The organism is Stenotrophomonas maltophilia group sp. SKK55 (assembly GCF_057179845.1).
Genome location: NZ_JBXUHP010000043.1, coordinates 69,198 through 91,068 on the forward strand (window position 1 = coordinate 69,198; position 21,871 = coordinate 91,068).

The following is a 21,871-nucleotide window of genomic DNA, read 5'->3' on the forward strand; positions in this document are numbered from 1 at the left end:
GCAGATGCCGGCCGCTCTTCGCGGCGGCAGCTGCCAGTGCGACACTTTGCCAAGTTATCCTGCTAATGATTTCGGCCCATTCAGGATAGTCATTACGCGGCTGGTCTTAAGGGTCTCGCTCCTCCACAGAGGAGTCCAATAGGTACTGCTCCCACTTCACATCTCGAACTGAGTATGAAGATGTAACGACCGTCATGGCTGACAGGAATCTAGCGAGACCCTCACCGGGATCATCAAATATTAGATAGTCATCGCCAAGAGTTCTTTCTGAAAAGATGCCTTCATTCCGAAGAAGCATACCCTTGGTTAGGTCTAGATAGATGTCCGGCTTCTTCGCTTCAGGAAAACTGGTGAGAGCATTTGATATGTCCTGAAGAATCGATCCACCGTAGCCTACGACGCAGTGCAGGATTCGATGCATGGGCCAGTCCAGTACACCCAACTTCGTGCCCCCGAAGCTTGTCGGCTCCAAGCACTTGACGCTTGCGATGTTCTCTGAGATTCCAAGTAGAACGGACGTGGTTACACTTGTTTTCACTTCGATCGTCGCAACGACTCCCTCGTGAAAAATTAGGTCGTGGCCGCTGTTGAAGCGAAGCCTCGGCATGGACTTCAGCATCAGAACGATATCTTGCTGGCGTGACCGTCTTCCTTGCGAGTCAATGATGACGCCGCTCACAGCACTGGTCATTTCAGGGATGTGTGATTCGAGAAAGTCATGAATCAGTCTTTCGCGAACGGTTCCCGCAGTGGCAGAGTGCCCGATCACTTTGCTCATCTCGTATTGAGAGACTAGTGATTTGAGGGCGCTTCGGCAGTATTGAAGATAGGGGGGGGGCTTTGGAGGTTCCCATGTCAAGCGCCGGATGGAGGGAGTTCATGATAGTTGAGCGCCAAGTGATGGCGTGGCGGCCTCCACTTTGCCCCATCCGGCCACTAGCCCTTCCGGCCCATTCACGACAACCCCTGCGGTGCTAGATTCGGGCCCTTGCCCGTCCTCGGGCGCCCATTCACACCCAGGGGATAAGGATGCTCATCCGTCGAACCTCTCTGGCGGCGGCTGTTGCCGTTGCCACCGTCGGCCTGCTGGCCGCTGGCCCCGCGCTTGCCGATTACGCAAAGCCGCCGGAACACCTGCTCAAGGTGCTGAAGGCGCCGCCGCCGCCGGCGCCGAACGTGGCCCCGGGTGGCCAGCGCCTGCTGCTGACCACCGCGCAGACCTACCCGTCAATCAGCCGCGTCGCCCAGCCTTACCTGAAGCTGGCCGGCGTGCGCCTGGAGCCGAAGAATCGCAGCCGCCATGACACCCCCGGTGGCTACGGCATTCCGGCCTGCGTGGCCGACTTCACCCTGGTCGATATCGGCAGCGGCAAGGAGACCAAGGTCAACCTGCCGCAGGGCTGCGCCACCGGCGCGCTGTGGTCGGCCGATGGCAGCCACTTTGCGTTCCAGAACGCGGTCGATACCAGCGTGCAGCTGTGGGTAGGCGATGCCGCTACCGGCCAGGTGAAGCAGGTGCCGAACGTCCAGCTGAACCCGATCTTCGGCTACACCGTGCAGTGGCTGGGCGGCAGCCGGAACCTGCTGGTGAAGCTGGTTCCGGCCAACCAGGGCCCGGCGCCGTCCAATGGTGGCGTGCCGACCGGCCCGGATGCGCAGGAGTCCTTGGGCAGCAGTGGCGAGAGCAGCACCTACGAAGCCCGCGACACGCTGACCAGCGTGCATGACGAAAAGCTGTTCGCCTACTACGGCGTCTCGCAGCTGGCCGTGGTCGATACTGCCGCCAACAGCGTGCGTCCGGTCGGGCAGCCGGCGCTGTTCAACGAAGTCAGCGCCGCGCCCGATGGCGTGCACGTGCTGACCGAATCGATCAAGGCGCCGTACTCGCATGCGGTGACCTACCAGCGCTTCGCCAACGACGTGGCCGTGCTGGATATCGCCAGCGGCAAGTCCACGCCGATCGCCAGCCTGCCGCTGGCCGACCGCGTGCCGGTGCACGGCGTACCGGAAGGCCCGCGTGGTTTCGACTGGCGTGCCACCGATCCGGCCACCCTGGTCTATGCCGAAGCGCTGGACAAGGGTGACTGGAAGGTCAGCGTGCCGCATCGCGACCGGGTGCTGATGCTGAAGGCGCCGTTCAACGGCAAGCCGGTCGAGATCACCCGCACCGCACAACGCTTCGAAGGCTTCGCATGGACTGCCGACCCGGCCGTGGCGTTCCAGTTCGAGAACGACGAGAACCGCCACTGGATGCAGACCCGCATCGTCGATGTGGACCAGCCGAAGAAGGAAGGCCGCCTGCTGTGGGACATGTCCAGCGATGAGCTGTACGGCAACCCCGGCAACCTGGTCTTCACCCGCCTGCCGAATGGTGCGCAGGTCGTGCGCCGTGAGGGCAACCATGTTTTCCTCAGCGGGCGTGGTGCCTCGCCGCAGGGCGACCGTCCGTTCCTCGACCGCCTCGACCTCGGCACGCTGAAGAGCGAGCGCCTGTTCCGCAGCAGCGCCGATGCCTACGAGCAGTTCCTTGGTTTCAGCAATACGCCAGGGCGCTACCTGACCTGGCACCAGTCGGTGATCGATCCGCCGAACGCCTTCATCCGTCAGCAGGGTGAGGCGGTGGCCGATGCGAAGACCGGCGAGGCGCAGTTCGCGTCCACCGCGACCGCGCTGACCAAGCTGGTCGACCCGACTCCGGAAGTGCGCCAGATCAAGAAGCAGCTGGTGACCTACAAGCGTGCCGATGGCGTGGACCTGTCGTTCACCCTGTACACGCCGCCGGGCTACAAGGAAGGCCAGCGCGTGCCGGCGATCCTGTACGCCTACCCGGCCGACTTCGCCAACGCCGCGCAGGCGGGGCAGGTGTCCGGTTCGCAGCAGACCTTCACCCGCCTGCAGCCGTACCGCCTGATGCTGCTGGCCGGCTACGCGATCATCGACAACGCCTCGTTCCCGATCGTGGGCGATCCGAAGAACGCCTACGACACCTACCTGGAGCAGCTGGAAGCTGACGCCAAGGCGGCGGTGGACAAGGCGGTGGACATGGGCGTGGTCGATCGCAACCGCATCGGCGTGACCGGCCACAGCCATGGCGGCCTGATGACCGCCAACCTGATCGCCCATACCAATCTGTTCAAGGCTGGCGTGGCGACCAGCGGTTCGTACAACAAGACCTTTACCCCGTTCGGCTTCCAGAACGAGCGTCGCTCGGTGTGGCAGGCGCAGGACGTGTACCTGAAGGCCTCTCCGTTCTTCTATGCCGACAAGATCAAGCTGCCGTTGCTGCTGGTCCACGGCGAGGACGACGCCAACCCGGGCACTGAGCCGTTCCAGTCGCGCAAGCTCTACCAGGCGATCCGAGGCAACGGCGGCATCACGCGGCTGGTGATGCTGCCGAACGAACCGCACTGGTACACCGCGCTGGAATCGAACGAGCAGCTGGTGGCGGAAATGCTGAACTGGTTCGACACCTACGTGAAGAACGCCAAGTAGGGAGACGGGAAGGCCGCCCCAGGGCGGCCTTGCTGTATCGGGATGTGAGTGGGTAGACGGCCTGGATCCGGATGCGCAATCGGGAATCGGGAAGCCACCTGCCATGAGGCATCCGGGTCCACCCGGGCTGCTAAGCTGGGAGTGGAAACAGACCAGGAGACATCGATGCATCGCAATGGGATGCGCGCCATCACTTTTGTCATCGCGACGCTGTTGGCCGGGATGACACACGGAGTGGAAGCGCAAGCTCTGCGGGCAGATGACCGCAGCTACTTTGGCAGCGCCTCCCAGGAACGTGAGGCGTGGCAGAACCTCGAGCGGAGGACCCATGCCCTCAAGGCACTTCATGCGCCGCCAGACGTGAGGTTCCAGCAGGCCGAACAGCTGTATGGCGAGTGCCTCCGCCACCATGGCTACCTGCATCTTCAGGCAGCGCGCAATGCCGATGATGCCCGGTGGGCCAACACCCAGGGCGAAGTCGCCAGCACATGTGGACGCATCGCGGCGATTGCCAAGCAGGCATTGCGTGATGCGCCCGCGCACGCTGCCTGGATCGCGCCGCATGCCGACCTGCGTGAACGGGCTTTGCGGGAGGATGTGCAGCCGGCCAATGCAGCGCTGGTGGATGCGGTCGACACGTTGGCTGACCCGGCGCTGGACAGCTTCGGGCGCCTGCACCGGCAGCTGTTGCAGTCGGCGCCCTTTGCCCGCTTCGAACATGAAGGCCGCACGCTCGACAGCCGCACCGACGCGCGAGCCCTTTCCCGCCTGCCGGACCGTTCACTGCGCGAAGCGGCATGGCGTGCCTACTGGCAGGGAATGGCGTCGCGGCGCAGCGAAATGGCAACGGTGCTGCTGGGCCTGGTCCGCCTCAACGAGCATGCGTCGGAACTGCAGGGCGATGGAACTGCGCCTGACCGCAGCTACCGGCACATGGGCCTGGATCAGGCCGCCGTCGACGCGACACTGGCGGCGGTAGCGCGCCACGCGCTGCTGCGGCGGAACTACCAGCAGATGCAGTTGACCCATCTTGAGCGCATGGGCCAGGCGTCTCCACAGATCTGGGACATGGACCTGCCTGATGCGGGCTATATTCCTCCGCCGCTTGACCTGGCGCAGTTGCGTGATGCGGCGGCAGCATCAATGCAGGTGCTGGGGCCGCATTACGTGACAGGGCTGCGCGGGCTGCTCGATCCTGCGGGCGGACGCATGGATCTGGGCGGATCGGCAGGGCGGCGCGCGATGGATGCGTTTTCGATCAGCGCCCCCGGTGTGCCTTCGTTGCTGTTCGTTGGCCATCGCCAGGGCGATCTGGAGGGGGATGTCCAGATCGCTCACGAAGCCGGCCATGCCATGCATGGCCAGTGGATGCAGCGCGGCGGCGCATCATCATTCCAGCGCAACGGCAACAAGTGGTTGACCGAGGCCTTCGCCATCTACAACGAACTGAAGTTCCGCGATCAGCTCTACCGGCAGGCCAGTGATCCACGTGCCAAGGCGTATTACCTGAAGTCGTTGCTCGATGACATCATCCTGCAGCTGTTCGTCTCGTCTGAAGAGGCCGATCTGGAACAGTCCATCTATCAGGAAGTGGCCGCCGATGGGGTTGGCAATGCAGACGCGCTTGATGCGCTGACGATGAAGGTACTGGGCCGGTATGGGGGCGCATCGGAGCAGTATCCCGAGCTGCGCAGCACCTGGGTATCCAAGCGGCTGATGTATGAGGATCCGCTTTACCTGGCCAATTACCTGTATGCCGGACTGATTGCGGTGCAGCTCTTCGCCCAGGACCAGCAGGATCCGGAGGGATTCAGGGAGCGCTACCTGGCCGTCCTGGGCGAGGGGTTTGATCGCCCACCGCAGCAGCAGGTCGAGCAGTTGCTGAATGCGAAGCCTGACTGGTCACGCCTGGTCGAGCAAGATCTGGGCGTTTTCCAGCAGTACCTGGTGCGGCTGCAGGGGCTGCACGCGGAAATCGAGCGCAAGCGCGGTCGCTGAACAGGCGACGGACGGATGCAGGCTTCACAGAAGGCAATGCATATGCGTTGACTCGCCCTGGATCATGTTTGACACTCGGGGTTCCTGCCCGTCCTTGGACTTCATGGGTAGATCAGGGAGTTCCGCCGCCCCATGGATGTCAGCACGATCCCTTCACGAATCAGATTGGCCCGCGCCAACTGCGGTTTGTCACAGACCGAAATGGCACGCCGCCTCGGCGTGAACCGCGCCACCGTCGCGCATTGGGAGCGTGAGGAAGGATTCACGCCCACGATCGAGCACCTGCACAGGATGAGCGGGGTGCTTGGCGTGGCCTTTGCCTGGCTGGCCCAGGGGGAAACTCCTCCTGCCGAACCCGCGGTGCGGGGGTCCAGGGCAAGACTGGAAGAGAAGATGATCGAGCTCTCCAAGCACCTGCCGGTATCGTTCCTTGCGAGCGTTGTCGCGCTGATGGAAAACGCCGAAACCTATCTCTGATCCAGCACCGGCAGCGTCGCGCTGCCAGGCGGTCGCGCGGTGCGACAGGCCCGTACCTTCGCCGCTGCTGTGCAGCGCACAGCAGCGCGTTTGCTCCCCTTCTCCGACACTGGCATTAATCGATCGCGGTCCGACGTTCGTGCACGACGGACGGAGCGCGACTCGTAGTTGCCTGAAAGTCCATCACTCTGGAGAAAGGTTAGTTATGAGCAATCGCATCAAAACCACCGCGCTTTCCTCGCTCACCCTGATCATTGCCGGCGCTGCGGGTACCGCAGGCGCAGCAGCACTTCCGGCACCGGCCGAGCAGGGCCTGCAGTCGGCCACCGCGATCAACGCCGATCTGGATGCGCTGCGCATGTCCGAGTTCGCAGAACTGCAGGGCATTGCGCTCGCCGGCGGGCACCATTCCGATTCCATCGGTTCCCATCATCATCATGACGCCGTGCCCGAGGAGCAGGCCCAGGGCCTGTCCAACGCGCGTTTCGACGTCTGAGCCAGTCAAAGGGAGCAACATCATGAAGGACAACCGCAACGTGCCCAAGGCGCTGTCGGCGCTGACGCTGCTGGTGATCGGAAGCGCTTCGGCCGGTGCCGTGATGGCAAGCGAGGCTCCGGTGGCTTCCAGCGCACTGGACCAGGCCACCGCAATCGTGAGCCTGGACGACCTGGCCATGGCCGAGTTCCAAGCCAACGCGCGCGCCAACAACCTGGAAGCGCTGGCCACCGGCCACCACGACGATTCGATTGGTTCGCACCATCATCACGATATCGTCAAGGAGCCGGAGTTGAACGTGGAAGCCACGCGCTTCAACGTCTGACCTGTCGGCCTGCGGGGGACAGTGTCCCCCGCAGCTCTTTGATGCGTGATGCAGGGAGAGCAACGATGAATGCGCAGCTGAAACCGCTGGAAGCCGATGTGGCACGCCCGGCGTGCCTGATGGAGATCACCCGCACAGGTGCCCGGATGGATGCCGTGATGGAAGGCATCATGTGGGCCCGCCTGCGACGCATGCGGACACGCCTGCAGGAAGCACTGGGGAATGCGGAGCATGGCGTCATCGCTCGCTCCATCCATGCCATCTATGAAGCGCTGCCGGCCGACCGCCAGGCGCGCGTACTGCTCAGTTCCGAGTTCTGCGAGAGCTACATGGCGCTTGACGCCGCTCGCAAGCAGCGGCCGGAGGCCGGTGCCGATGCAATGGCATGGGATGCTGAGAGCGCACGCAATCTGTGTGCCATCCATGATCTCGTGCAGCGAGAAAAGGCACTGCTGGACCTGGCCTCTGGCTCCACTCCGCGCTATCTGCTTGAGAGCCGCGATTGGGTGGTCGACAGCCCGGTGGGCGATCAGCTCGCCCGCAAGGATGTGCAGGGGCGTTGGACGCTGGAAACACGGCCGATGCTGGGTGATTGCGTTGCCGTTGACCTGCACAGCAAGGTCGCCAGGCACCATGAACCCCGTTCCGGCGTGCTCAGCCAACCCTGCATTGCGCTGGATGAGGCGGAGCAGGCGGTCGTGCTCGACAAGCTGTCGCGCGCGCTGGCAGGAATTGATCGTGCGGAGCCGCTGTATGGCCTGGTGATCCGCAACTTCGTGCGCCGTATCGTGGTTCGTAAGTCCGAGGAATCAACGCCCGATGTCGCGCGCCGTTTCGGGTCGGAACATGTGCCGCGCCAGCCCGGTTCGCTGCGCCTGCTCAATATCCATCACCCCGAACTGAGCGTGGAAGCCTGCATGGAAAGCATCATGCACGAGAGCACCCACAACTTCCTTGCCGCGTGGGAGCTGGCCAATGGCTTCTTCGTTGCCAACGACTATCAGCACCGGGTCGTGTCGCCGTGGTCGGGCAATCCGATTCCCAACTCGTCCTACATCCACGCCGTTTTCGTCTATTACGTCTGCCATCGGTTGCTGAAGAGCCACCTTGCGGTGGCTGACAACATCGACGCTGCTGCCCGCGCGCATGTCCACCGTCGCCTCGCGGTATGCGCTGCTGGATTCCTCATCGAGCAGGATCTCAGCAGCCGGCTGATGAGTACCCAGCCGCTCAATGCCGACATCGGAAGAATGATGGATGACATGCAGGCGGACATGAAGCGTGAATATGGCTATGGGAGGCAGCAATGAAGGCCCGGACCATCGTGTTGTATACCGATCATGCCGATCCGGTCGCGTGCCGCGCGGCGCAGGCGGGGGCAGAGTTGCTGCACCTTGACGACCTGCTGCCGATGGTTCGCGCCGGAAGCTGGCCAGCGGTCCTGGATTTCGAGCCCAGCGTGGAAATGCGCGAGCAGTTCATCGGCGCACGGGTGGTCAACCGTGTGTTCTCATTGGCCAATACCCGCATGGATGAATTCCTGAGGGGCAGTGGAATCGATGCGCGTTGGCTGCACATCCGCCTGCAGTCATTGCTCGAATCGGCGGCCAGCGTCTGCCACGACACCGGCGTGCGTGGTGTCTCGCGCACACTGATGCCGCTGAACGTACAGTGGTTCGAGCTCAAGCGGGTACTTGCCGATATCCAGACGCCCGACTTCGTCTATTCGATCGGGTATGAGGCGCCGGATCTGCGTGGCTTGGTCGATCCTCTGCAGAAATCGGTGTGGTCACTGTTCGATTGGAAGCAGGAGCGCAACCTGCTGCCGGAAGAGAAGCGGCGTCACCAGTTCTTCGTTTCGCGGCCGCAGGGCGTCCCACTGGTGTCCTACTTCTGCGGTGAGTCGGCGCATGGCATCTTCTTCCCCAGGGGCGACGCGGTGCCGATCGATCTACAGCGCGTGCATGCCATCAACCAGGCCGCGCGTCGTGCCTTCCGTTCCGAGACGGGGGAGTTGCTGCTCTTCGCAGAGGGCGGACAGCTGCGGTTCCATGCATTCTCGCCCTATCTTCTTTCCGTGGCGGATGAGCCGGCCATGGTGGAGATGCTGGGCAGGTGGCTGGCGGCGGATGATTCCAGTGCGAGGAGCGATGATGCCCGACATGCACGCGTGCATTGAGCGCCTTTCCGAGATCCGCGAGCGCATGGGGTGGCTGTACGGTAGCGAGGATCTCTGCGTGCTGCTGTACAGCCTGGTCAAGCGTGCCCGGCCACAAAGTGTGGTGGAACTCGGTACGGGCTTCGGCGTGTCTACGGCCTGGATCGCCGCCGCACTGAAGGAAAACGAGACCGGTGTCCTGCACAGCTATGACAATGGATCGCACTATGCCAGCGATCCCGCGCGGCGCTTCCTGGCCGAACTGGAAGGGCCCTTGCGCGCGCTCATCGAACCAGGGCAGGACTATCCTTCGTTCATGCGTGCGATGTTGGTCTGGGCGGGTGTCGCGGACTTCGCGCAGGTGCATGTCGAGGACATCGACTTCGCTGCCATCGCCACCGCCCCGGCTCTGCACGGCGGCATCGACATGCTGTTCTCGGACTTCAACCATTCTCCAGACAGCATCCAGGCCCTTCTGGGACATTTCCTGCCCCGCCTGTCGTCCACTGCGTCGGTGTTCATCGACAGCGCTTCGACCCAGCGCCTGAGCTACCTGACGCTGGAGCGGATCGTCGACGACCTGAACTGCAACAAGATTCCGGTGGGTCTGGCGCGCTGCTGGGCGCCGCAGGAGGCAAGCGCTGCGATCGATCGGGTGCAGCGCTCGCGGTTCCGCCTGATGCACCTCATCGAGGGCCGGGCACGCGCGCAGAACAGTACGGCGTGGTTGAGCATCGAACCGGTGGATGTCGTTCCCACCGTCGCCGAGTTCTTCCATTGAGCTGTCGAGGATGATGATGCTGACGTACTACCTCGGGCTCGCACGAACCCGCTTGCTGGAAACCAAAGGCATGACGCTGGCACTGGTGCTGGCGTTGGGGCTGGGCATCGGCGCCAGCGTGACCATGCTCACCGTTGTTCGAGCCATGTCCTGGGACCCGCTGCCAGGGCGCAGCGGGCAACTGTTCCATCCCTTCCTGGACCCGCTGCCGGCCGGGTACCAGATCAAGGGAGGGCTGGATCCGCGGGTGGCCATGACCTGGCCGGATGCCAGTGAACTTCTGCGCAATGCACCTGCGCAGCGGCAGACGGTACTGGCCGCGGGCCGGCTGCTGGTGGATCCGCAACCGGGCGCACCGACGGCATTCTTCGTTGATGGCCAGTACACCAACGCGGACGCAGCGGCGATGTTCGACATGGAGGTGCTGCAGGGACGCTGGTGGTCCGCGGACGAAGATCTGCAGCGCTCCCGGGTCGTGGTGGTCAGCCGCACGCTGGCGCAGCGGCTCGGTCATGGAAGCTCCCTGGTTGGACGGACCCTGCAGCTGGATGGGCAGGCCTTCAGGGTGGTCGGCGTGATTGCTGACTGGGTGCCCCGGCCGCGCTTCCACACCGACCTGCAGCAGGAACCCTTCAAGGGGCGCGACGATGTCTTCATTCCGCTGCAGACCGCGGTGGAACTCCAGCTTCGGGTTGCCAACAGCATGTACGGCTGGTCAGGCAACACGCCGACGAACCACATGCTGGATGCCAGTACGGCGTGGGTCCAACTCTGGGCCGAGATCCCGGACCCGGCCGGCCAGCAGGCGTACCTGCATTTCCTGCAAAGCTATGTGCAGGACCAGCACGCGCGCGGGCGCTTCGATCGGCAGACGCCCCCGCACCTGGACGGCCTGCGTAGCTATCTGGTCCAGCGCCGGATCATTCCGGATGAGGTGCGGTTGCAGCTGGCGCTGTGCCTGGCCTTCCTGGCCGTCTGCCTGGTCAACATGGGGGCACTGATCTTCGCCCGTTTCGTCCGCCGAACGCACGAGATCGCAGTCCGCCGCGCGTTGGGGGCCCGCCGCAGGGACATCATCCTGCAGCTATGCACCGAAGCGTTGATGATCGGGTTGCTGGGAGGAGGCGTGGGCCTGCTGGTCGCACAGGCTGGCCTGTTCCTGGTACGGATGCAGCCGGAAGACTATGCCAGCCTCGCAGTCATCGACCCGACCATGGTGATCGCCACGCCCGTATTGGCCTGCATCGCCAGCCTGTTCGCCGCCGTCCTGCCCGCACTGCGGGCGGCATCCACCCGTGTCGCCATGCAGATCAAGGCCGCTGAATGAGCGTTTCACAGATTCCGCTGATTGCCCGTGCGATGAAGAAGAACCGGCTGGTGGCCGGCATCCTGTTGCTGCAGGTGATCATCGCCACCGCCTGCGTCACCAATATCGCCTTCCTGCTTGCGCAGCGCGTGGAAACACTCGCCTACGACACCGGGCTGCGGGAGCAGGGGCTTGGCATCATCGAAACCGAGTTCGTCGGCAGCGCCGCTGCCAATGCCGCCACCGCGGTCAAGGCAGACATGCAGGTGCTGCGTAACGTGGCCGGGGTCCAGGCCGTGGTGGCGGCGGAGTCGCTGCCGTTGAGCCAGCACAACTGGACCGTCGGTTTCACCAACGTGCCGGTGCAGGGCCAGGACATGGCAGGCATCGTCGAAGCCGAGCCCGCCGTCTATGGGATGTCTGCCGGCGCAGTGCAGGCGCTGGGCATGCATCTTGTCGCCGGCCGTGACTTCTCCGCCGCATCATTCGTGCAGACCGAGGCAGCGCAGGATTACGCCGGTCTCTACAAGGCCAGTGAAGCCATCGTCTCCGCAGCGCTGGCACGTCATCTGTTTGGTTCGGCCAACGCGGTGGGCCGCGACCTGTATACGGACGGCATCCATCCATTGCGCATCGTCGGGGTCGTCGACACCCTGTCCAGGCCGGTGCTGCGGACCGATGGAGACAACGACATGAGCCTGCTGCTGCCGCTGATTCCCGATGGCACCCGGGTGATGTACGCGGTGCGCAGCGAGCCGGACGCGCTTTCCGCGGTCCTCGACTCGGCCAGCACTGCGCTGGCCGCGCGCGAAGCGAACCGGATGCTGCCCAGGGTCCAGCGCTTCAGCGAACTGCGTGCGGAATACTTCCGGCGTGACCAGACTATGGCGATCATCTTCCTGTGCGCCGGCATCTCGCTGTTGATCGTGACCGGCACGGGCGTGTATGGGCTGGCCAGCTTCTGGGTCCGCAAGCGCTATCCGCAGATCGGCATACGACGTGCGCTGGGTGCCCGCAGGCGCGATGTGACCAGCTACTTCATGATCGAGAATCTGATGCTGACCTTCGTCGGCGCGCTCGCTGGCAGTGTGCTGGCATTGGCGTTGAATGTCTGGGTTTCGCGCTACTACGAGGTACCTCGCATCGATCCCGAGTACCTGGTGCTGGGCGTCGGGCTGGTGTTCACCCTGGGGCAGCTGGCTGCCTGGGTACCGGCGCGGCGGGCGGCGCGCGAGGCGCCCGTGGCGGTTCTCAACAGTACCTGATGGATCGAAGGGCGACCTCGTGTCATTGGCCGTTGCGGTTGCGTAACCATATGTGATGCGGGTGCCATGGCGTGCGGAAGCTGCGATACGCTGCAGGCCTGTTGCTGTCTGTCATGGGTTTCACCTATGAAGTCCAAACGTGTTGCCGCAGTGTTGGCGCTGGTGATGACGCCGAGCCTGCATGGCCAATCACTCCCCTCCGAACTGGCGCAGCTGGGCATTGTCGCCGGCATGCCTTATGCCAAGGCCAAGCGCCTCATGGATGCGGCAGGGTGGCAGGTGAGTCCGGTTCAGGGCGCGCCTGAGTCACTCGAGGGCTTTCCGGAAGTCGGATGCCAGAAGGGCGCCAAGCAATGCGCCACGACCTTCGAAAAGGGAGGGCAGCAGGTCGCGATGCGATTGGGCACTACCCTGGCAGGGCAGCCGTTCGTGCAGGGCGTGGACTGAGCGCGCGTTGCGCTCAGGCCAGCGGTAACCGGTCCTGAGCGTGCGACAGCCGATCGTGCAGCTCGCGCACATGCTCGGCCTTGGCATGCACCCGGGAGGTGTCGCCGAAGCTGCGCAGGTAGGTGCACGCGGCAAAGCCGGCACTCTTCTTTTCGTACTCGGCAATCCAGGCCAGTCGATCCGGATTGTTGGCCTGTTCGGCTGACCACGCGGCCACCGGCGGCCGGATGCGGTACTTCAGGCCGACGCGCCACGGCTTCGGTGTCAGTCGCGCACGGAAACAATGCTGCAGCCGGCACATGCGCGCGTACAGGGTGTCGGTGCCCAGTGCCTTGAAGAATGCCTGGAGCTGCTCGTCCTCCGGTGAGAACGTGGCATGCATCGCCAGCACGCGCAGCCCGGCGGGTGTGCGGTAGGCACGCAGGTGCCAATCGGGATGCTGTTCGCTGAAGGCGTCCACGCGTTTCAGCGCAAGCCCTTCAGCACCACCGGCGGCGGCCAGGCGCTGCTTCCGCCGCATCAGCAGTGCCGCGTTGACCAGCAGCACTGCCGCCACGCCCAGTGCCAGGCCCACCAGCCAGTGCCAGAGCAGGGTGCCGATGATGGCGCCGGCAAGCAGCAGGATCGCAGCGACGATGGCCGGTATCACGCATCCGGCCGGTGGCTGCGCATGGTCGATGTCGGCAAACAGCACGTCGGGGCTGTTGAGACACAATGCGCCATAGCTGTTGCGGGTGATGATGACATCGCCGTCGCGCTGCACGATCTGCTCGCGGATTGGCACACCCTCCACGCCATAGTTGCTGCGCACTTCGCGACGCGGCAGCACCTGGCCGGCGAGGATGGCATTGAGGGCTTCGTTGGCGCGGCGGTCGGCGTGGGCCTGGGCCTCGGCAGGTCCCTCATCGGACCAGCCGAAGCGGCGCACGACCACCGGCCGGCCACGGAAACGGGCCTGCAGGCGGGCTTCGGCCCAGTACGCGGGAACGATCATCATCGTGCGGTGCTCCATCATCCATGGCAGGTGCCTGAGTGAGTCTGGCACAGCCCCGAAGGGCCTGCATGTGCCCGCTGCGGTGGCCGGGGCGGAGTGATAGATTGCGCGCTTCGCATGCACTCCACCAAGGACGGAGCGATGTCCAGTTTCCCGCGTTGCCTGTTTGCCATGGCCTGTGCCGGGGCGGTTGGGGTGGCGTCGGCGGGTACTCCGCCGGGGCCGCAGATCCTCACCACCAATGCCAGCCGCTTCTACGCGATCTACGACAGCACCGGCGGCAAGCCCAGCGTCGCCCAGCTGGCCGGTTACCTGGCCGAAGGCAGTCCGGGCCTGGGTGAACTGGCGAAGGCGCGCCGGGTCACGCCCGAACGCATGGCCGAAGCCATTGCCAGCCAGCCCGGGGTGTATGCGCAGGGCCGCAGCTGCCTGGCGGAGCTGCCGGCGGTGAAGCAGCGCCTGGTGCAGGTGTTCGGCAACCTGCAGGCGATCTATCCGCAGGCCGCGTTTCCGCCGGTGACCCTCGCGGTCGGCCGTGGTCGGCCGGTCGGGTTGACCTCGAAGAATGGGGTGATCATCGGCCTGGAAGCGCTGTGTGCAGCCGATTTCATGAATCCCAACGTGCAGGACCGTTTCGTGCACGTGATCGCGCACGAGTACGTGCACATCCAGCAGACCGGCCTGAACGATTTCGAGCCCGGCGACCCGCATGCGACGGTGCTGCGTGTTTCGCTGGGCGAAGGTATCGCCGAATTCATCGCCGAATTGATTTCCGGCAACGTCGGCAACAGTCGCCATGCGGCGTGGACGCGCGGCCGCGAGGTCCACATTGAAAGCGCCTTTGCGCTGGATGTGGACAGTACCGATCTGTCGCCGTGGCTGTACAACTACAAGCCTGGTTCGCAGGAGCCCTATGACCTCGGGTACTGGGTGGGCTACCGCATCGCCAAGGCCTATTACCTGCGGGCCAAGGACAAGCGCGATGCAGTGCGTGCGCTGATCCAGCAGGACAACCCGAAGGCAATCCTGGCTGCCAGCGGCTGGACGCCCGGCATGTGGATGCCGGCCAAGGTGACCGGCGTGGCCGCGCGGTCGGCGGCGCGGTAAGCGCGGGGCCGCGCGCTAGACTGGCCCGGACATTCAAGGGAGAGACCCCATGCGTTCCTTGTCCGGCGGCCTGGCCGCAGTTGCCCTCGGTATCGCGCTGAGCGCCCACGGGGTGGCGGCCGAGATGCCCGCAATCAACCCGTTACTGCTGGAGCCTGTCGAAAGCCTGCGCGCGGACGAAGTGCGTTTCATGCAGCAGCGTCTGGCCGATTGGCCGCAGCTGCAGCACTATCGTGAAGCCAACGCGCGGCTGCCTGCGGCGGTACCGGGGCAACCACGCGTGGTGTTCTTCGGTGATTCCATCACCGAAGGCTGGGGCAGGGAAGGCAGCGCATCGTTCTTTCCCGGCAAGGGCTGGCTCAACCGCGGCATCAGTGGCCAGACCACGGCGCAGATGCTGGTGCGGTTCCCGCAGGACGTGCTGGCACTGAAGCCGCAGGTGGTGGTGATCCTGGCCGGCACCAACGACATCGCCGGCAACACCGGCCCGACCACGCAGGCGATGATTGAAGACAACCTGCACGCGATGGTGGACCTGGCACGCGCACATGGCATCGCCGTGGTACTGGCATCGGTGCTGCCGGTCAGCGATTACCCGTGGTTGCCGGGCACGGCACCTGCGCCCAAGGTGCGCGCATTGAACGCGGCATTGAAGCGCTATGCCGATGCGAAGCAGCTGGTCTATCTGGACTACTACACGCCGATGGCCAATGCCGCCGGAGGGCTGGATCCGCAGCTGGCCGAGGATGGCGTGCATCCCACGGTGAAGGGCTATGCGGTGATGGCGCCGCTGGCCGAGGCGGCGGTCAAGCGCGCGCTGCAGCAGAAGTAGCGTCAGCGGGCAGGCTCGCCAGCAACCACTCGCAGAAACTGATCACCAGCGGATCCGCCGCGCTGTCCTCGTGCACCAGCCAGCTCCAGCGCGGGCCGCGCACGCGTGCATCATGCAGGGGTTGCAGCAGCCCTTGTTCACAGGCGCGTGCGGCCAGCAGCTCGCTGACCAGCGCGATGCCCAGCCCTTGGCAGGCAGCATCCAGCAGCTGCCCGGGTTCGGAGAAGTTCATGCCCTCGCGGCGCTGGCCGACATCGGCGCCGCCCTGGACCTGCCACTGGCTCCAGTCCATTTCCCGCTCGCCATGCAGGGTCAGGCGTTCTTGTACCGGTGTGGCGAGCAGCGCCGGATGGCAGGCCGGATAGAGACGGTCCTGCAGCAGTACGCGATGCTGGCACTGCGCCTGTGAGTCGAGGTCGTCACGCACCGCCACGTCCAGCGTCTGGGTGGTCATGTCCGGCGCATCCTCGCTGGTCAGCAGCCACAGGTCGGCGCCGGGGTGCAGGCGATGGAAGCTGGCCAGGCGCGGCACCAGCCAATGGCGGGCGAAGGCCGGGCTGGTGTTGACGATCAGTTGATTCGGCTTGCGGTACTGATCGAGCCGGCGGATGCCGCTGGCCAGCTGCCGCAGCAGCGACTGGGTGGTTTCCAGCAGGTCGATGCCGGCGTCGGTGAGGGTGACGCTGCGGCCCTGCCGGAAAAACAACGGCTGCTGCAGCGACGCCTCCAGGCCCCGGATCTGCTGGCTGATGGCCGACTGGGTCAGGTGCAGTTCCTCGGCCGCCCGGTGGAAGCTGCCCAGGCGGGCGGCGGCCTCGAATCCTCGCAGCGCGTTCAGCGGGGGCCAGTGCTTGAGCATTTCAGATAAGTAAAACTGTTCAGTTGATGGCCGAATCTATCGTTTGTTCTTATGGATTGGCAAGCGCAGCATAGCCCCATTCCACACAGGCCCTGGAGCCCGTCATGAGCAGCCGTCGTCATTTCCTCACCCAACTGGCAGGTGCCGCCGGTCTTGGCGGGCTGGCCGCACTGGGCCTGGCCGGGCTGCCGGGCCGCGCGTCCGCAGCGGGGCCGGGTGCGGGCATCTGGCGCATGCCGGACGAGCACGGCCCGCAGGAGCGCGTTTTCCTGGCCTTCGCCGCGCAGCCTCGGGTCTGGGGCGCGCACGCTGATGCGGTGAACACCGCCGTGGCGCGGCTGGCCCGTACCATCGCCCGCCACCAGCCGGTCAGCGTGCTGTGCCGCCCGGCACAGTTGAAGCAGGCGCAGGACCGTTGCGGCCGCGACAACATCGAGTTCCTCGAGGTGCCGCTGGATGACATCTGGGTGCGCGATTACGGCGGTTGCTTCGTCACTAATGACCGGGGCGGGCTGGGGCTGGTCAACTTCAACTTCAACGGTTGGGGTGGCAAGCAGAGCGCACGCAACGATGGCGCGGTGGCGCCCTGGCTGGCGCAGGTGACCGGCGCCACGCTGTTGGAAAGCGATCTGGTAGGTGAGGGCGGTGGCATCGAAGTCGATGGCCATGGCACCGCCATCCTCACCGAAAGCTGCTGGGTGAACCGCAATCGCAATCCGGACTGGTCGCGCGCGGATGTTGAGGCGGAGCTGAAGCATCACCTTGGCCTGCGCAAGGTGATCTGGTTGCCCGGTATCGCCGGCGAGGACATCACCGATGCGCACGTGGACTTCTATGCCCGTTTCGTGCGCCCGGGCGTGGTGATCGCCAACCTGGACAACGATCCGGAGTCCTACGACTACGATCTGACCCGCGAGCACCTGGACATCCTGCGCGGGGCCACCGATGCCGATGGCCGTCGCCTGCAGGTGCACACGCTGCCGCCGCCCCTGGACGGGCGCGACAACGTGCATACCCGCGACAACGACGATCTGGCCATGGGCTACATCAACTACCTGCCGATCAACGGCGCCGTGGTCGCGCCGGAGTTCGGTGACGACGAAGCCGATGGCGTCTGCCGTGAACTGCTGGAAGACATGTATCCCGGTCGTGTGATCGAGCAGGTGGACATCGATGCGATTGCCGGCGGCGGTGGCGGCATCCATTGCGTGACCAAGAACATGCCGAAGGTGTAGTCAGCCAAGGTAAAGTGGCCCCGGAGCCGGCCACGCAGCGTGGCCGCCAGGGACGATGGGGTGGGTGATGCGGAAGGGAATCCAGGGATGGCTGCGCCGCAGCGGCGCAACGATGGCACTGCTGCTGGCGGCCGTGCCGGCGTTCAGTGCAGACACGGCGGCGCCTTCGCCGCTGACGCGTGAACCGGTGGGCGGCGTTTCACTGGCCGAATGGACCGCCCGCTGGTGGCGGTGGGCCGACGCCCAGGGCGGCGCGCCCTATCTCGACCCGGATGGCCGTGTGTGTGATCTGGGCCAGGAAGGCCCGGTCTGGTACCTGGCCGGCACCAATGGCCGTTTCCGGCCACATCGCGAATGCGTGGTGCCGGCGGGCAAGTACCTGCTGCTGCCGATCATCAACATGGCGCACTACCAGGTGGATGAGTCTGTGTCCTGCAAGGAGCTGCAGGCCGGGGCGGCGGTCAACAACGATTACCTGATCAGTGCAGTGGTGCTGCTGGATGGGCAACCCCTGGGCGACATGCGCATGCATCGGGTGCGCAGTGAAGGCTGCTTCCGCATGGATGCCGATGACGCAGACTCACGGCTGGCCGCCGCCGACGGTTACTGGGTGATGCTCAAGCCGTTGCCGCCGGGCCGGCATACCCTCAGCGTGGGTGCCAACTACGGCGTGCCGGAGGGTGGCGCGTACAGCCGCATGCGGCAGTCCTTCGAGTACGTGCTGCACGTGGGAGGGCGTACCCAGGTCGTATCGCGCGGACAGCACATGATGCCGGTGGCGGCTCCCTGAGGCTCAGGCGTCGTCCTGCTTCAACGCTGCGTCGGCGGCCAGCAGCGCTTCGGCGGCCGCACTGAGCGGCGGCGAGGGCGGGGCGACCACGCCGATCGCTTCCATCATCTTCGGCATGCCCAGGAACTGGCGCGCGCGACGGTCGTAGATGCCGGTGACCAGCAGCGCGCGCGTGGCGATCTTCTGCTCGGCACCGATCAGTACGCGCTGCTCCATGATGCCGCGCGAGCCGACCCAGCCCACCAGACGCGTTTCCAGGGTGAAGCGCTGGAACGGCTTCAGCTCGCGACGGAACTGGATGGTGCCGGCACCGACGATCGGTGCCCACTTCTCGCGCAGCGCCACCCGGCCCAGGCCCATGCGCAGGATCAGGTCCAGCCGGCCCAGGTCGAAGATGTTCCAGTAGCGGCCGTTGGTCATGTGCAGGTTGCTGTCCAGGTCATTGGGCAGTACCCGGAACTGCAGCCGCGAGACCCCGAACGGGGCCTCCAGCTTGGGCCGGAACAGGCTGCACAGCAGCAGGTGGAGCAGGCGGAACCAGAGATTCATGGCTATGACGACTGTTATAGAACGGCCGGTACGCTAATCTATGACGACTGTCTTAGCAAGGAGACCGCCGTGAGCCCGCGACCCTCTGATGCGCCACAACGCGTGATTGATGCTGCGGCACAGATGCTGGCGCGGGTAGGCCTCAATGCCACCAGCATCCGTGAGGTGACCAAGCTGGCCGAGGCACCGCTGGGCTCCACCTATCACCACTTTCCCGGCGGCAAGCAGGAGTTGCTGGCGCGCGCCACCCACATGGCTGGCGACAAGGTGGAGGCGCTGCTGATGGAGCTGCTGGAGGGTGGGGCGGTGCAGGGCCTGCAGCAGTTCCTGGCGATGTGGCGCGAGCGTCTGCTGCGCTCAGAATTCCGCGCCGGCTGCCCGGTGCTGGCCGCTGCCGTGGAGGAGCCGGTGGAGGCGACGCCCAGCCAACCCCGCGCGGCGGCGGCCGAGGTGTTCGCGCGCTGGCACGGCCATCTCGCCTCGGCGTTCGTCGCTGAAGGGCATGCCCCGGCAGCGGCGGGTGAACTGGCCAGCCTGGTGATCGCCAGCGTGGAAGGTGCGGTGGCGATGTGCCGCGCGCTGCAGGACATTGCCCCGTTCGACCAGGTGGCCGCGCAGTTGCTGAAGGCGGCCACGCGGCCTTGATCGGCCGGTGCGGGCAGGCCAGACTCGCCAGCAGCCCACGACTGGATGCCGCCATGGACGAATTGCACCATCGTCAGTTGATCGAGCACTACCTGCAGGCCTACAACCGCTTCGATATCGACGCCATGCTGGCCGTGCTGGCGCACAACGTACGCTTCGAGAATCACAGTGGCGGCCAGTTGACGATGGTCACCGAAGGCGTCGATGCCTTTGGCGAACTGGCACGCCAATCTGCGCGCCTGTTCCTCGAGCGCGAGCAGCGCTTGCTGGCGCTGGTGCTCGATGGTGATCGGGCGACGGCGACGATTGGCTGGCGCGGCGTGTTCGCGCAGGATGTTCCCGATGGACCGCGTGCGGGCACTGAGCTGGAACTGCAGGGCCAGAGCGAGTTCGTGTTCGCGGGTGGCCGCATCGAACGGATCATTGATCGCAGCTGAGGATCGGCCGCTTGGAACCGCCGTCTGGACAGCGGAGCTGCCCGCGGTAGAATCCGCCCAACCCCGCCTACGCGTGCCCGGCAAGGATGTCCGCATGCAGCATCAGGTTCCCGAGGTCCCTGGCCGCGATGCCTCCCGCCCCCTGGCGGCGGCATGAAGCGCTCGCGCCATTTTTCACGCAGCCCACTGACATTGCCGATGAACCGCGGCAGCGAAGTCGTGCGTGCGCGCAGGCACTTGCAGCAGCGCGGTTGGCCACGCCTGCAGATGGCACTGATCGTCGCCCTGACCGGTGCGGCCGGTTTCCTTGCCTCGCACCTGCTGCGCCTGGCCGGTATCGACGCGATGTGGTTTCGCTACCCGATGGCCGTCGTGCTGGCCTACGGCGTGTTCCTGCTGCTGATGTGGATCTGGATCCGCTGGCGTTGGGACAACGTACTGGATGGCCTGTCGCCGGATGTGGGCGGTGGCAGCCCATCCCCTCGCGGCAGTGCCGTGGAATCACCGTGGAGCGGCGCCGGCGGCCGTTCCGGCGGTGGCGGTGCGTCGGCCTCGTGGAACGAGCCGGCATCGGTGAGCAGTGGCGACGCCGGAGAGCTGCCGTTGGCCGGGCTCGCTGAAGACGAAGCGGGCTTGCCGTTGCTGGCCATCCTCGGCATCGTCGCGCTGGTGGCGACCGTCCTGCTGGCCAGCGTGTGGGTGGTGTGGTCGGCGCCGGTGCTGATGGCCGAACTGCTGGTGGACGCGGCCATCGCCGGCGGCCTGTACCGGCGCATGCAGGGCATGCACGAGCAGGGATGGTGGCGGGTATGCGTGTCGCACACGGCCTGGCCGCTGATCGGCCTGTTGCTGTTCTTCGCGGTACTGGGCTGGCTTGCTCAGGAACTCGAGCCAGGTGCGAGCCATCTGCTGCAGGTCATCCAGGGGCTGTAATGCGGTTGCTTCCTTCATATGGCCCGGTCCCGACCGGTTTTCAGCCGCAATGAACAGTGGGCTATGATCGCGGTCGCCGAGGATTCGTGTCCTGGCGGTTTCACCTATCCGGAGCTTGTCGTACTGCATCGGGAACCGGGGCGCTGGATGGCCGAACGCCCACTGAGACACACAACCACTGACGAGGAAGAGCGCATGGATGTCGCTGCACGCAGGAACAGGACGTTGTTTCGTTGGATCATGGTGACGCTGCTGGCGGTGTTGTTGCCGTTTGCAGCACTGGCGCAGCCGGCAGCCGGGCAGGGCGATGGCGCTGAAGCCGGCACTGCCGCGGAAGAGACGCAATGCCGTGCCTGCGCCTATGAGCGCATTGGACCGAAGATCGATATCGGCCTGGTGGCACTGGTGTCGCTGTTGGTGGTGGGTCTGCTGGTAGCGGTGTCCCGCGAGTGGGGAACCACCTCGCAGCGCTGGACCTGCCGTACCCTGGCCCTGCTGTTGGTGGGCATCGGCCTGGCGTTGTTGTGGTGGGCTGGCAGCGTCGTCTACCTGGGCTACAACCCGTGGCAGGAGCCGCTCGCACCCGGCGGCGGCTCGCTCGGTTCGACGCTGCTGAGTACGTCGCCGAAGTGGCTGGCGGCACTGGTGCTGGTCGGCTTCGCGCCTTCCATCTGGAAGCGCAGCGAGCGCCTGCCGCCCTGGCGTATCGGCTGACCCTGGAACGACGGTGCCGGGTCAGACCCGG

At 65.2% G+C, this 21,871-nt stretch carries 23 protein-coding genes; 19 read left to right on the plus strand and 4 right to left on the minus strand.

Features of this window, described 5'->3' with window-relative positions; genetic code table 11:
* Positions 1 to 106: 106 nt before the first annotated feature.
* Positions 107 to 778: a DUF6602 domain-containing protein gene (locus AC2A1N_RS14155; RefSeq protein ID WP_484372642.1), complete on the minus strand. Its 672-nt coding sequence runs from the start codon at positions 776 to 778 to the stop codon at positions 107 to 109.
* A gap of 251 nt (positions 779 to 1,029) precedes the next feature.
* On the opposite strand from AC2A1N_RS14155, the gene AC2A1N_RS14160 reads away from it, so the two are divergent.
* From AC2A1N_RS14160 to AC2A1N_RS14210, 11 genes are all read left to right on the plus strand, one after another.
* Complete coding sequence (locus AC2A1N_RS14160) at positions 1,030 to 3,492, plus strand: S9 family peptidase (protein ID WP_061480049.1); 2,463 nt, start codon at positions 1,030 to 1,032, stop codon at positions 3,490 to 3,492.
* A 165-nt stretch (positions 3,493 to 3,657) separates the two neighbouring features.
* Positions 3,658 to 5,490 (plus strand): M3 family metallopeptidase, encoded by a 1,833-nt coding sequence (locus tag AC2A1N_RS14165; RefSeq protein ID WP_061480050.1) that lies wholly within the window; start codon positions 3,658 to 3,660, stop codon positions 5,488 to 5,490.
* Between the two features lie 132 nt (positions 5,491 to 5,622).
* Positions 5,623 to 5,967 (plus strand): helix-turn-helix domain-containing protein, encoded by a 345-nt coding sequence (locus AC2A1N_RS14170; protein ID WP_061480051.1) that lies wholly within the window; start codon positions 5,623 to 5,625, stop codon positions 5,965 to 5,967.
* Between the two features lie 205 nt (positions 5,968 to 6,172).
* The gene (locus tag AC2A1N_RS14175; RefSeq protein ID WP_061480052.1) at positions 6,173 to 6,463 is read left to right on the plus strand and encodes a hypothetical protein; all 291 of its coding nucleotides are present in this window, start codon (positions 6,173 to 6,175) and stop codon (positions 6,461 to 6,463) included.
* 22 nt (positions 6,464 to 6,485) lie between these two features.
* Positions 6,486 to 6,788: a hypothetical protein gene (locus tag AC2A1N_RS14180; RefSeq protein ID WP_061480053.1), complete on the plus strand. Its 303-nt coding sequence runs from the start codon at positions 6,486 to 6,488 to the stop codon at positions 6,786 to 6,788.
* A 65-nt stretch (positions 6,789 to 6,853) separates the two neighbouring features.
* Entirely contained in the window at positions 6,854 to 8,098 is a 1,245-nt protein-coding gene (locus AC2A1N_RS14185) for a hypothetical protein (RefSeq protein ID WP_061480054.1), read from the plus strand.
* Entirely contained in the window at positions 8,095 to 8,967 is an 873-nt protein-coding gene (locus AC2A1N_RS14190) for a hypothetical protein (RefSeq protein ID WP_061480055.1), read from the plus strand. Before AC2A1N_RS14185 ends, AC2A1N_RS14190 begins: the two co-directional genes overlap by 4 nt.
* Positions 8,951 to 9,727, plus strand: a complete 777-nt coding sequence (locus tag AC2A1N_RS14195) for a class I SAM-dependent methyltransferase (RefSeq protein ID WP_185807429.1) — start codon at positions 8,951 to 8,953, stop codon at positions 9,725 to 9,727. The genes AC2A1N_RS14190 and AC2A1N_RS14195 overlap by 17 nt, the downstream gene beginning before the upstream one ends.
* A gap of 70 nt (positions 9,728 to 9,797) precedes the next feature.
* A complete protein-coding gene (locus AC2A1N_RS14200; protein WP_242891180.1) occupies positions 9,798 to 11,054 on the plus strand; it encodes an ABC transporter permease in 1,257 nt (418 codons plus the stop codon).
* Positions 11,051 to 12,298 carry an ABC transporter permease gene (locus AC2A1N_RS14205; protein WP_061480057.1) on the plus strand — a complete coding sequence of 416 codons (1,248 nt, stop codon included), beginning with the start codon at positions 11,051 to 11,053 and terminating at the stop codon, positions 12,296 to 12,298. Before AC2A1N_RS14200 ends, AC2A1N_RS14205 begins: the two co-directional genes overlap by 4 nt.
* Before the next feature lie 126 nt (positions 12,299 to 12,424).
* Positions 12,425 to 12,745 (plus strand): hypothetical protein, encoded by a 321-nt coding sequence (locus AC2A1N_RS14210; protein ID WP_242891182.1) that lies wholly within the window; start codon positions 12,425 to 12,427, stop codon positions 12,743 to 12,745.
* Positions 12,746 to 12,758: 13 nt separating this feature from the next.
* Here the strand turns inward: AC2A1N_RS14210 and AC2A1N_RS14215 are convergent, their stop codons facing one another.
* A complete protein-coding gene (locus AC2A1N_RS14215) occupies positions 12,759 to 13,742 on the minus strand; it encodes a hypothetical protein (RefSeq protein ID WP_242891184.1) in 984 nt (327 codons plus the stop codon).
* 138 nt (positions 13,743 to 13,880) lie between these two features.
* Here AC2A1N_RS14215 and AC2A1N_RS14220 point away from each other — a divergent pair, with 138 nt between their 5' ends.
* Complete coding sequence (locus tag AC2A1N_RS14220; RefSeq protein WP_484372648.1) at positions 13,881 to 14,846, plus strand: DUF2268 domain-containing putative Zn-dependent protease; 966 nt, start codon at positions 13,881 to 13,883, stop codon at positions 14,844 to 14,846.
* Positions 14,847 to 14,895: 49 nt separating this feature from the next.
* Positions 14,896 to 15,678, plus strand: a complete 783-nt coding sequence (locus AC2A1N_RS14225; RefSeq protein ID WP_484372650.1) for an SGNH/GDSL hydrolase family protein — start codon at positions 14,896 to 14,898, stop codon at positions 15,676 to 15,678.
* On the opposite strand, the gene AC2A1N_RS14230 is transcribed toward AC2A1N_RS14225, so the two are convergent.
* Positions 15,653 to 16,537: a LysR family transcriptional regulator gene (locus AC2A1N_RS14230; RefSeq protein WP_180869894.1), complete on the minus strand. Its 885-nt coding sequence runs from the start codon at positions 16,535 to 16,537 to the stop codon at positions 15,653 to 15,655. The two genes, AC2A1N_RS14225 and AC2A1N_RS14230, sit on opposite strands and share 26 nt — an antisense overlap.
* Before the next feature lie 104 nt (positions 16,538 to 16,641).
* Here AC2A1N_RS14230 and AC2A1N_RS14235 point away from each other — a divergent pair, with 104 nt between their 5' ends.
* Positions 16,642 to 17,772: an agmatine deiminase family protein gene (locus AC2A1N_RS14235; RefSeq protein ID WP_242891196.1), complete on the plus strand. Its 1,131-nt coding sequence runs from the start codon at positions 16,642 to 16,644 to the stop codon at positions 17,770 to 17,772.
* Positions 17,773 to 17,839: 67 nt separating this feature from the next.
* Positions 17,840 to 18,562 (plus strand): hypothetical protein, encoded by a 723-nt coding sequence (locus AC2A1N_RS14240; protein ID WP_231352190.1) that lies wholly within the window; start codon positions 17,840 to 17,842, stop codon positions 18,560 to 18,562.
* Between the two features lie 3 nt (positions 18,563 to 18,565).
* Here AC2A1N_RS14240 and AC2A1N_RS14245 read toward each other — a convergent pair whose 3' ends face one another.
* Positions 18,566 to 19,111, minus strand: a complete 546-nt coding sequence (locus AC2A1N_RS14245; protein ID WP_012511531.1) for a thioesterase family protein — start codon at positions 19,109 to 19,111, stop codon at positions 18,566 to 18,568.
* A gap of 69 nt (positions 19,112 to 19,180) precedes the next feature.
* On the opposite strand from AC2A1N_RS14245, the gene AC2A1N_RS14250 reads away from it, so the two are divergent.
* The 4 genes from AC2A1N_RS14250 (at position 19,181) to AC2A1N_RS14265 (ending at position 21,840) form a co-directional block, all read left to right on the plus strand.
* Positions 19,181 to 19,756, plus strand: a complete 576-nt coding sequence (locus tag AC2A1N_RS14250; RefSeq protein WP_242891198.1) for a TetR/AcrR family transcriptional regulator — start codon at positions 19,181 to 19,183, stop codon at positions 19,754 to 19,756.
* A 53-nt stretch (positions 19,757 to 19,809) separates the two neighbouring features.
* Entirely contained in the window at positions 19,810 to 20,193 is a 384-nt protein-coding gene (locus tag AC2A1N_RS14255) for a nuclear transport factor 2 family protein (RefSeq protein WP_242891200.1), read from the plus strand.
* A 153-nt stretch (positions 20,194 to 20,346) separates the two neighbouring features.
* The gene (locus tag AC2A1N_RS14260) at positions 20,347 to 21,126 is read left to right on the plus strand and encodes a hypothetical protein (protein ID WP_061480065.1); all 780 of its coding nucleotides are present in this window, start codon (positions 20,347 to 20,349) and stop codon (positions 21,124 to 21,126) included.
* A 195-nt stretch (positions 21,127 to 21,321) separates the two neighbouring features.
* Entirely contained in the window at positions 21,322 to 21,840 is a 519-nt protein-coding gene (locus AC2A1N_RS14265) for a hypothetical protein (RefSeq protein ID WP_061480074.1), read from the plus strand.
* The last annotated feature ends 31 nt before the right edge of the window (positions 21,841 to 21,871 follow it).

Bases quoted from the DNA above. Each gene is read 5' to 3' on its own strand.
- AC2A1N_RS14155 (WP_484372642.1), bottom strand. From the start codon at position 778: ATGAGCAAAGTGATCGGGCACTCTGCCACTGCGGGAACCGTTCGCGAA.
- AC2A1N_RS14160 (WP_061480049.1), top strand. From the start codon at position 1,030: ATGCTCATCCGTCGAACCTCTCTGGCGGCGGCTGTTGCCGTTGCCACC.
- AC2A1N_RS14165 (WP_061480050.1), top strand. From the start codon at position 3,658: ATGCATCGCAATGGGATGCGCGCCATCACTTTTGTCATCGCGACGCTG.
- AC2A1N_RS14170 (WP_061480051.1), top strand. From the start codon at position 5,623: ATGGATGTCAGCACGATCCCTTCACGAATCAGATTGGCCCGCGCCAAC.
- AC2A1N_RS14175 (WP_061480052.1), top strand. From the start codon at position 6,173: ATGAGCAATCGCATCAAAACCACCGCGCTTTCCTCGCTCACCCTGATC.
- AC2A1N_RS14180 (WP_061480053.1), top strand. From the start codon at position 6,486: ATGAAGGACAACCGCAACGTGCCCAAGGCGCTGTCGGCGCTGACGCTG.
- AC2A1N_RS14185 (WP_061480054.1), top strand. From the start codon at position 6,854: ATGAATGCGCAGCTGAAACCGCTGGAAGCCGATGTGGCACGCCCGGCG.
- AC2A1N_RS14190 (WP_061480055.1), top strand. From the start codon at position 8,095: ATGAAGGCCCGGACCATCGTGTTGTATACCGATCATGCCGATCCGGTC.
- AC2A1N_RS14195 (WP_185807429.1), top strand. From the start codon at position 8,951: ATGCACGCGTGCATTGAGCGCCTTTCCGAGATCCGCGAGCGCATGGGG.
- AC2A1N_RS14200 (WP_242891180.1), top strand. From the start codon at position 9,798: ATGACGCTGGCACTGGTGCTGGCGTTGGGGCTGGGCATCGGCGCCAGC.
- AC2A1N_RS14205 (WP_061480057.1), top strand. From the start codon at position 11,051: ATGAGCGTTTCACAGATTCCGCTGATTGCCCGTGCGATGAAGAAGAAC.
- AC2A1N_RS14210 (WP_242891182.1), top strand. From the start codon at position 12,425: ATGAAGTCCAAACGTGTTGCCGCAGTGTTGGCGCTGGTGATGACGCCG.
- AC2A1N_RS14215 (WP_242891184.1), bottom strand. From the start codon at position 13,742: ATGATGATCGTTCCCGCGTACTGGGCCGAAGCCCGCCTGCAGGCCCGT.
- AC2A1N_RS14220 (WP_484372648.1), top strand. From the start codon at position 13,881: ATGTCCAGTTTCCCGCGTTGCCTGTTTGCCATGGCCTGTGCCGGGGCG.
- AC2A1N_RS14225 (WP_484372650.1), top strand. From the start codon at position 14,896: ATGCGTTCCTTGTCCGGCGGCCTGGCCGCAGTTGCCCTCGGTATCGCG.
- AC2A1N_RS14230 (WP_180869894.1), bottom strand. From the start codon at position 16,537: ATGCTCAAGCACTGGCCCCCGCTGAACGCGCTGCGAGGATTCGAGGCC.
- AC2A1N_RS14235 (WP_242891196.1), top strand. From the start codon at position 16,642: ATGAGCAGCCGTCGTCATTTCCTCACCCAACTGGCAGGTGCCGCCGGT.
- AC2A1N_RS14240 (WP_231352190.1), top strand. From the start codon at position 17,840: ATGCGGAAGGGAATCCAGGGATGGCTGCGCCGCAGCGGCGCAACGATG.
- AC2A1N_RS14245 (WP_012511531.1), bottom strand. From the start codon at position 19,111: ATGAATCTCTGGTTCCGCCTGCTCCACCTGCTGCTGTGCAGCCTGTTC.
- AC2A1N_RS14255 (WP_242891200.1), top strand. From the start codon at position 19,810: ATGGACGAATTGCACCATCGTCAGTTGATCGAGCACTACCTGCAGGCC.
- AC2A1N_RS14260 (WP_061480065.1), top strand. From the start codon at position 20,347: ATGAAGCGCTCGCGCCATTTTTCACGCAGCCCACTGACATTGCCGATG.
- AC2A1N_RS14265 (WP_061480074.1), top strand. From the start codon at position 21,322: ATGGATGTCGCTGCACGCAGGAACAGGACGTTGTTTCGTTGGATCATG.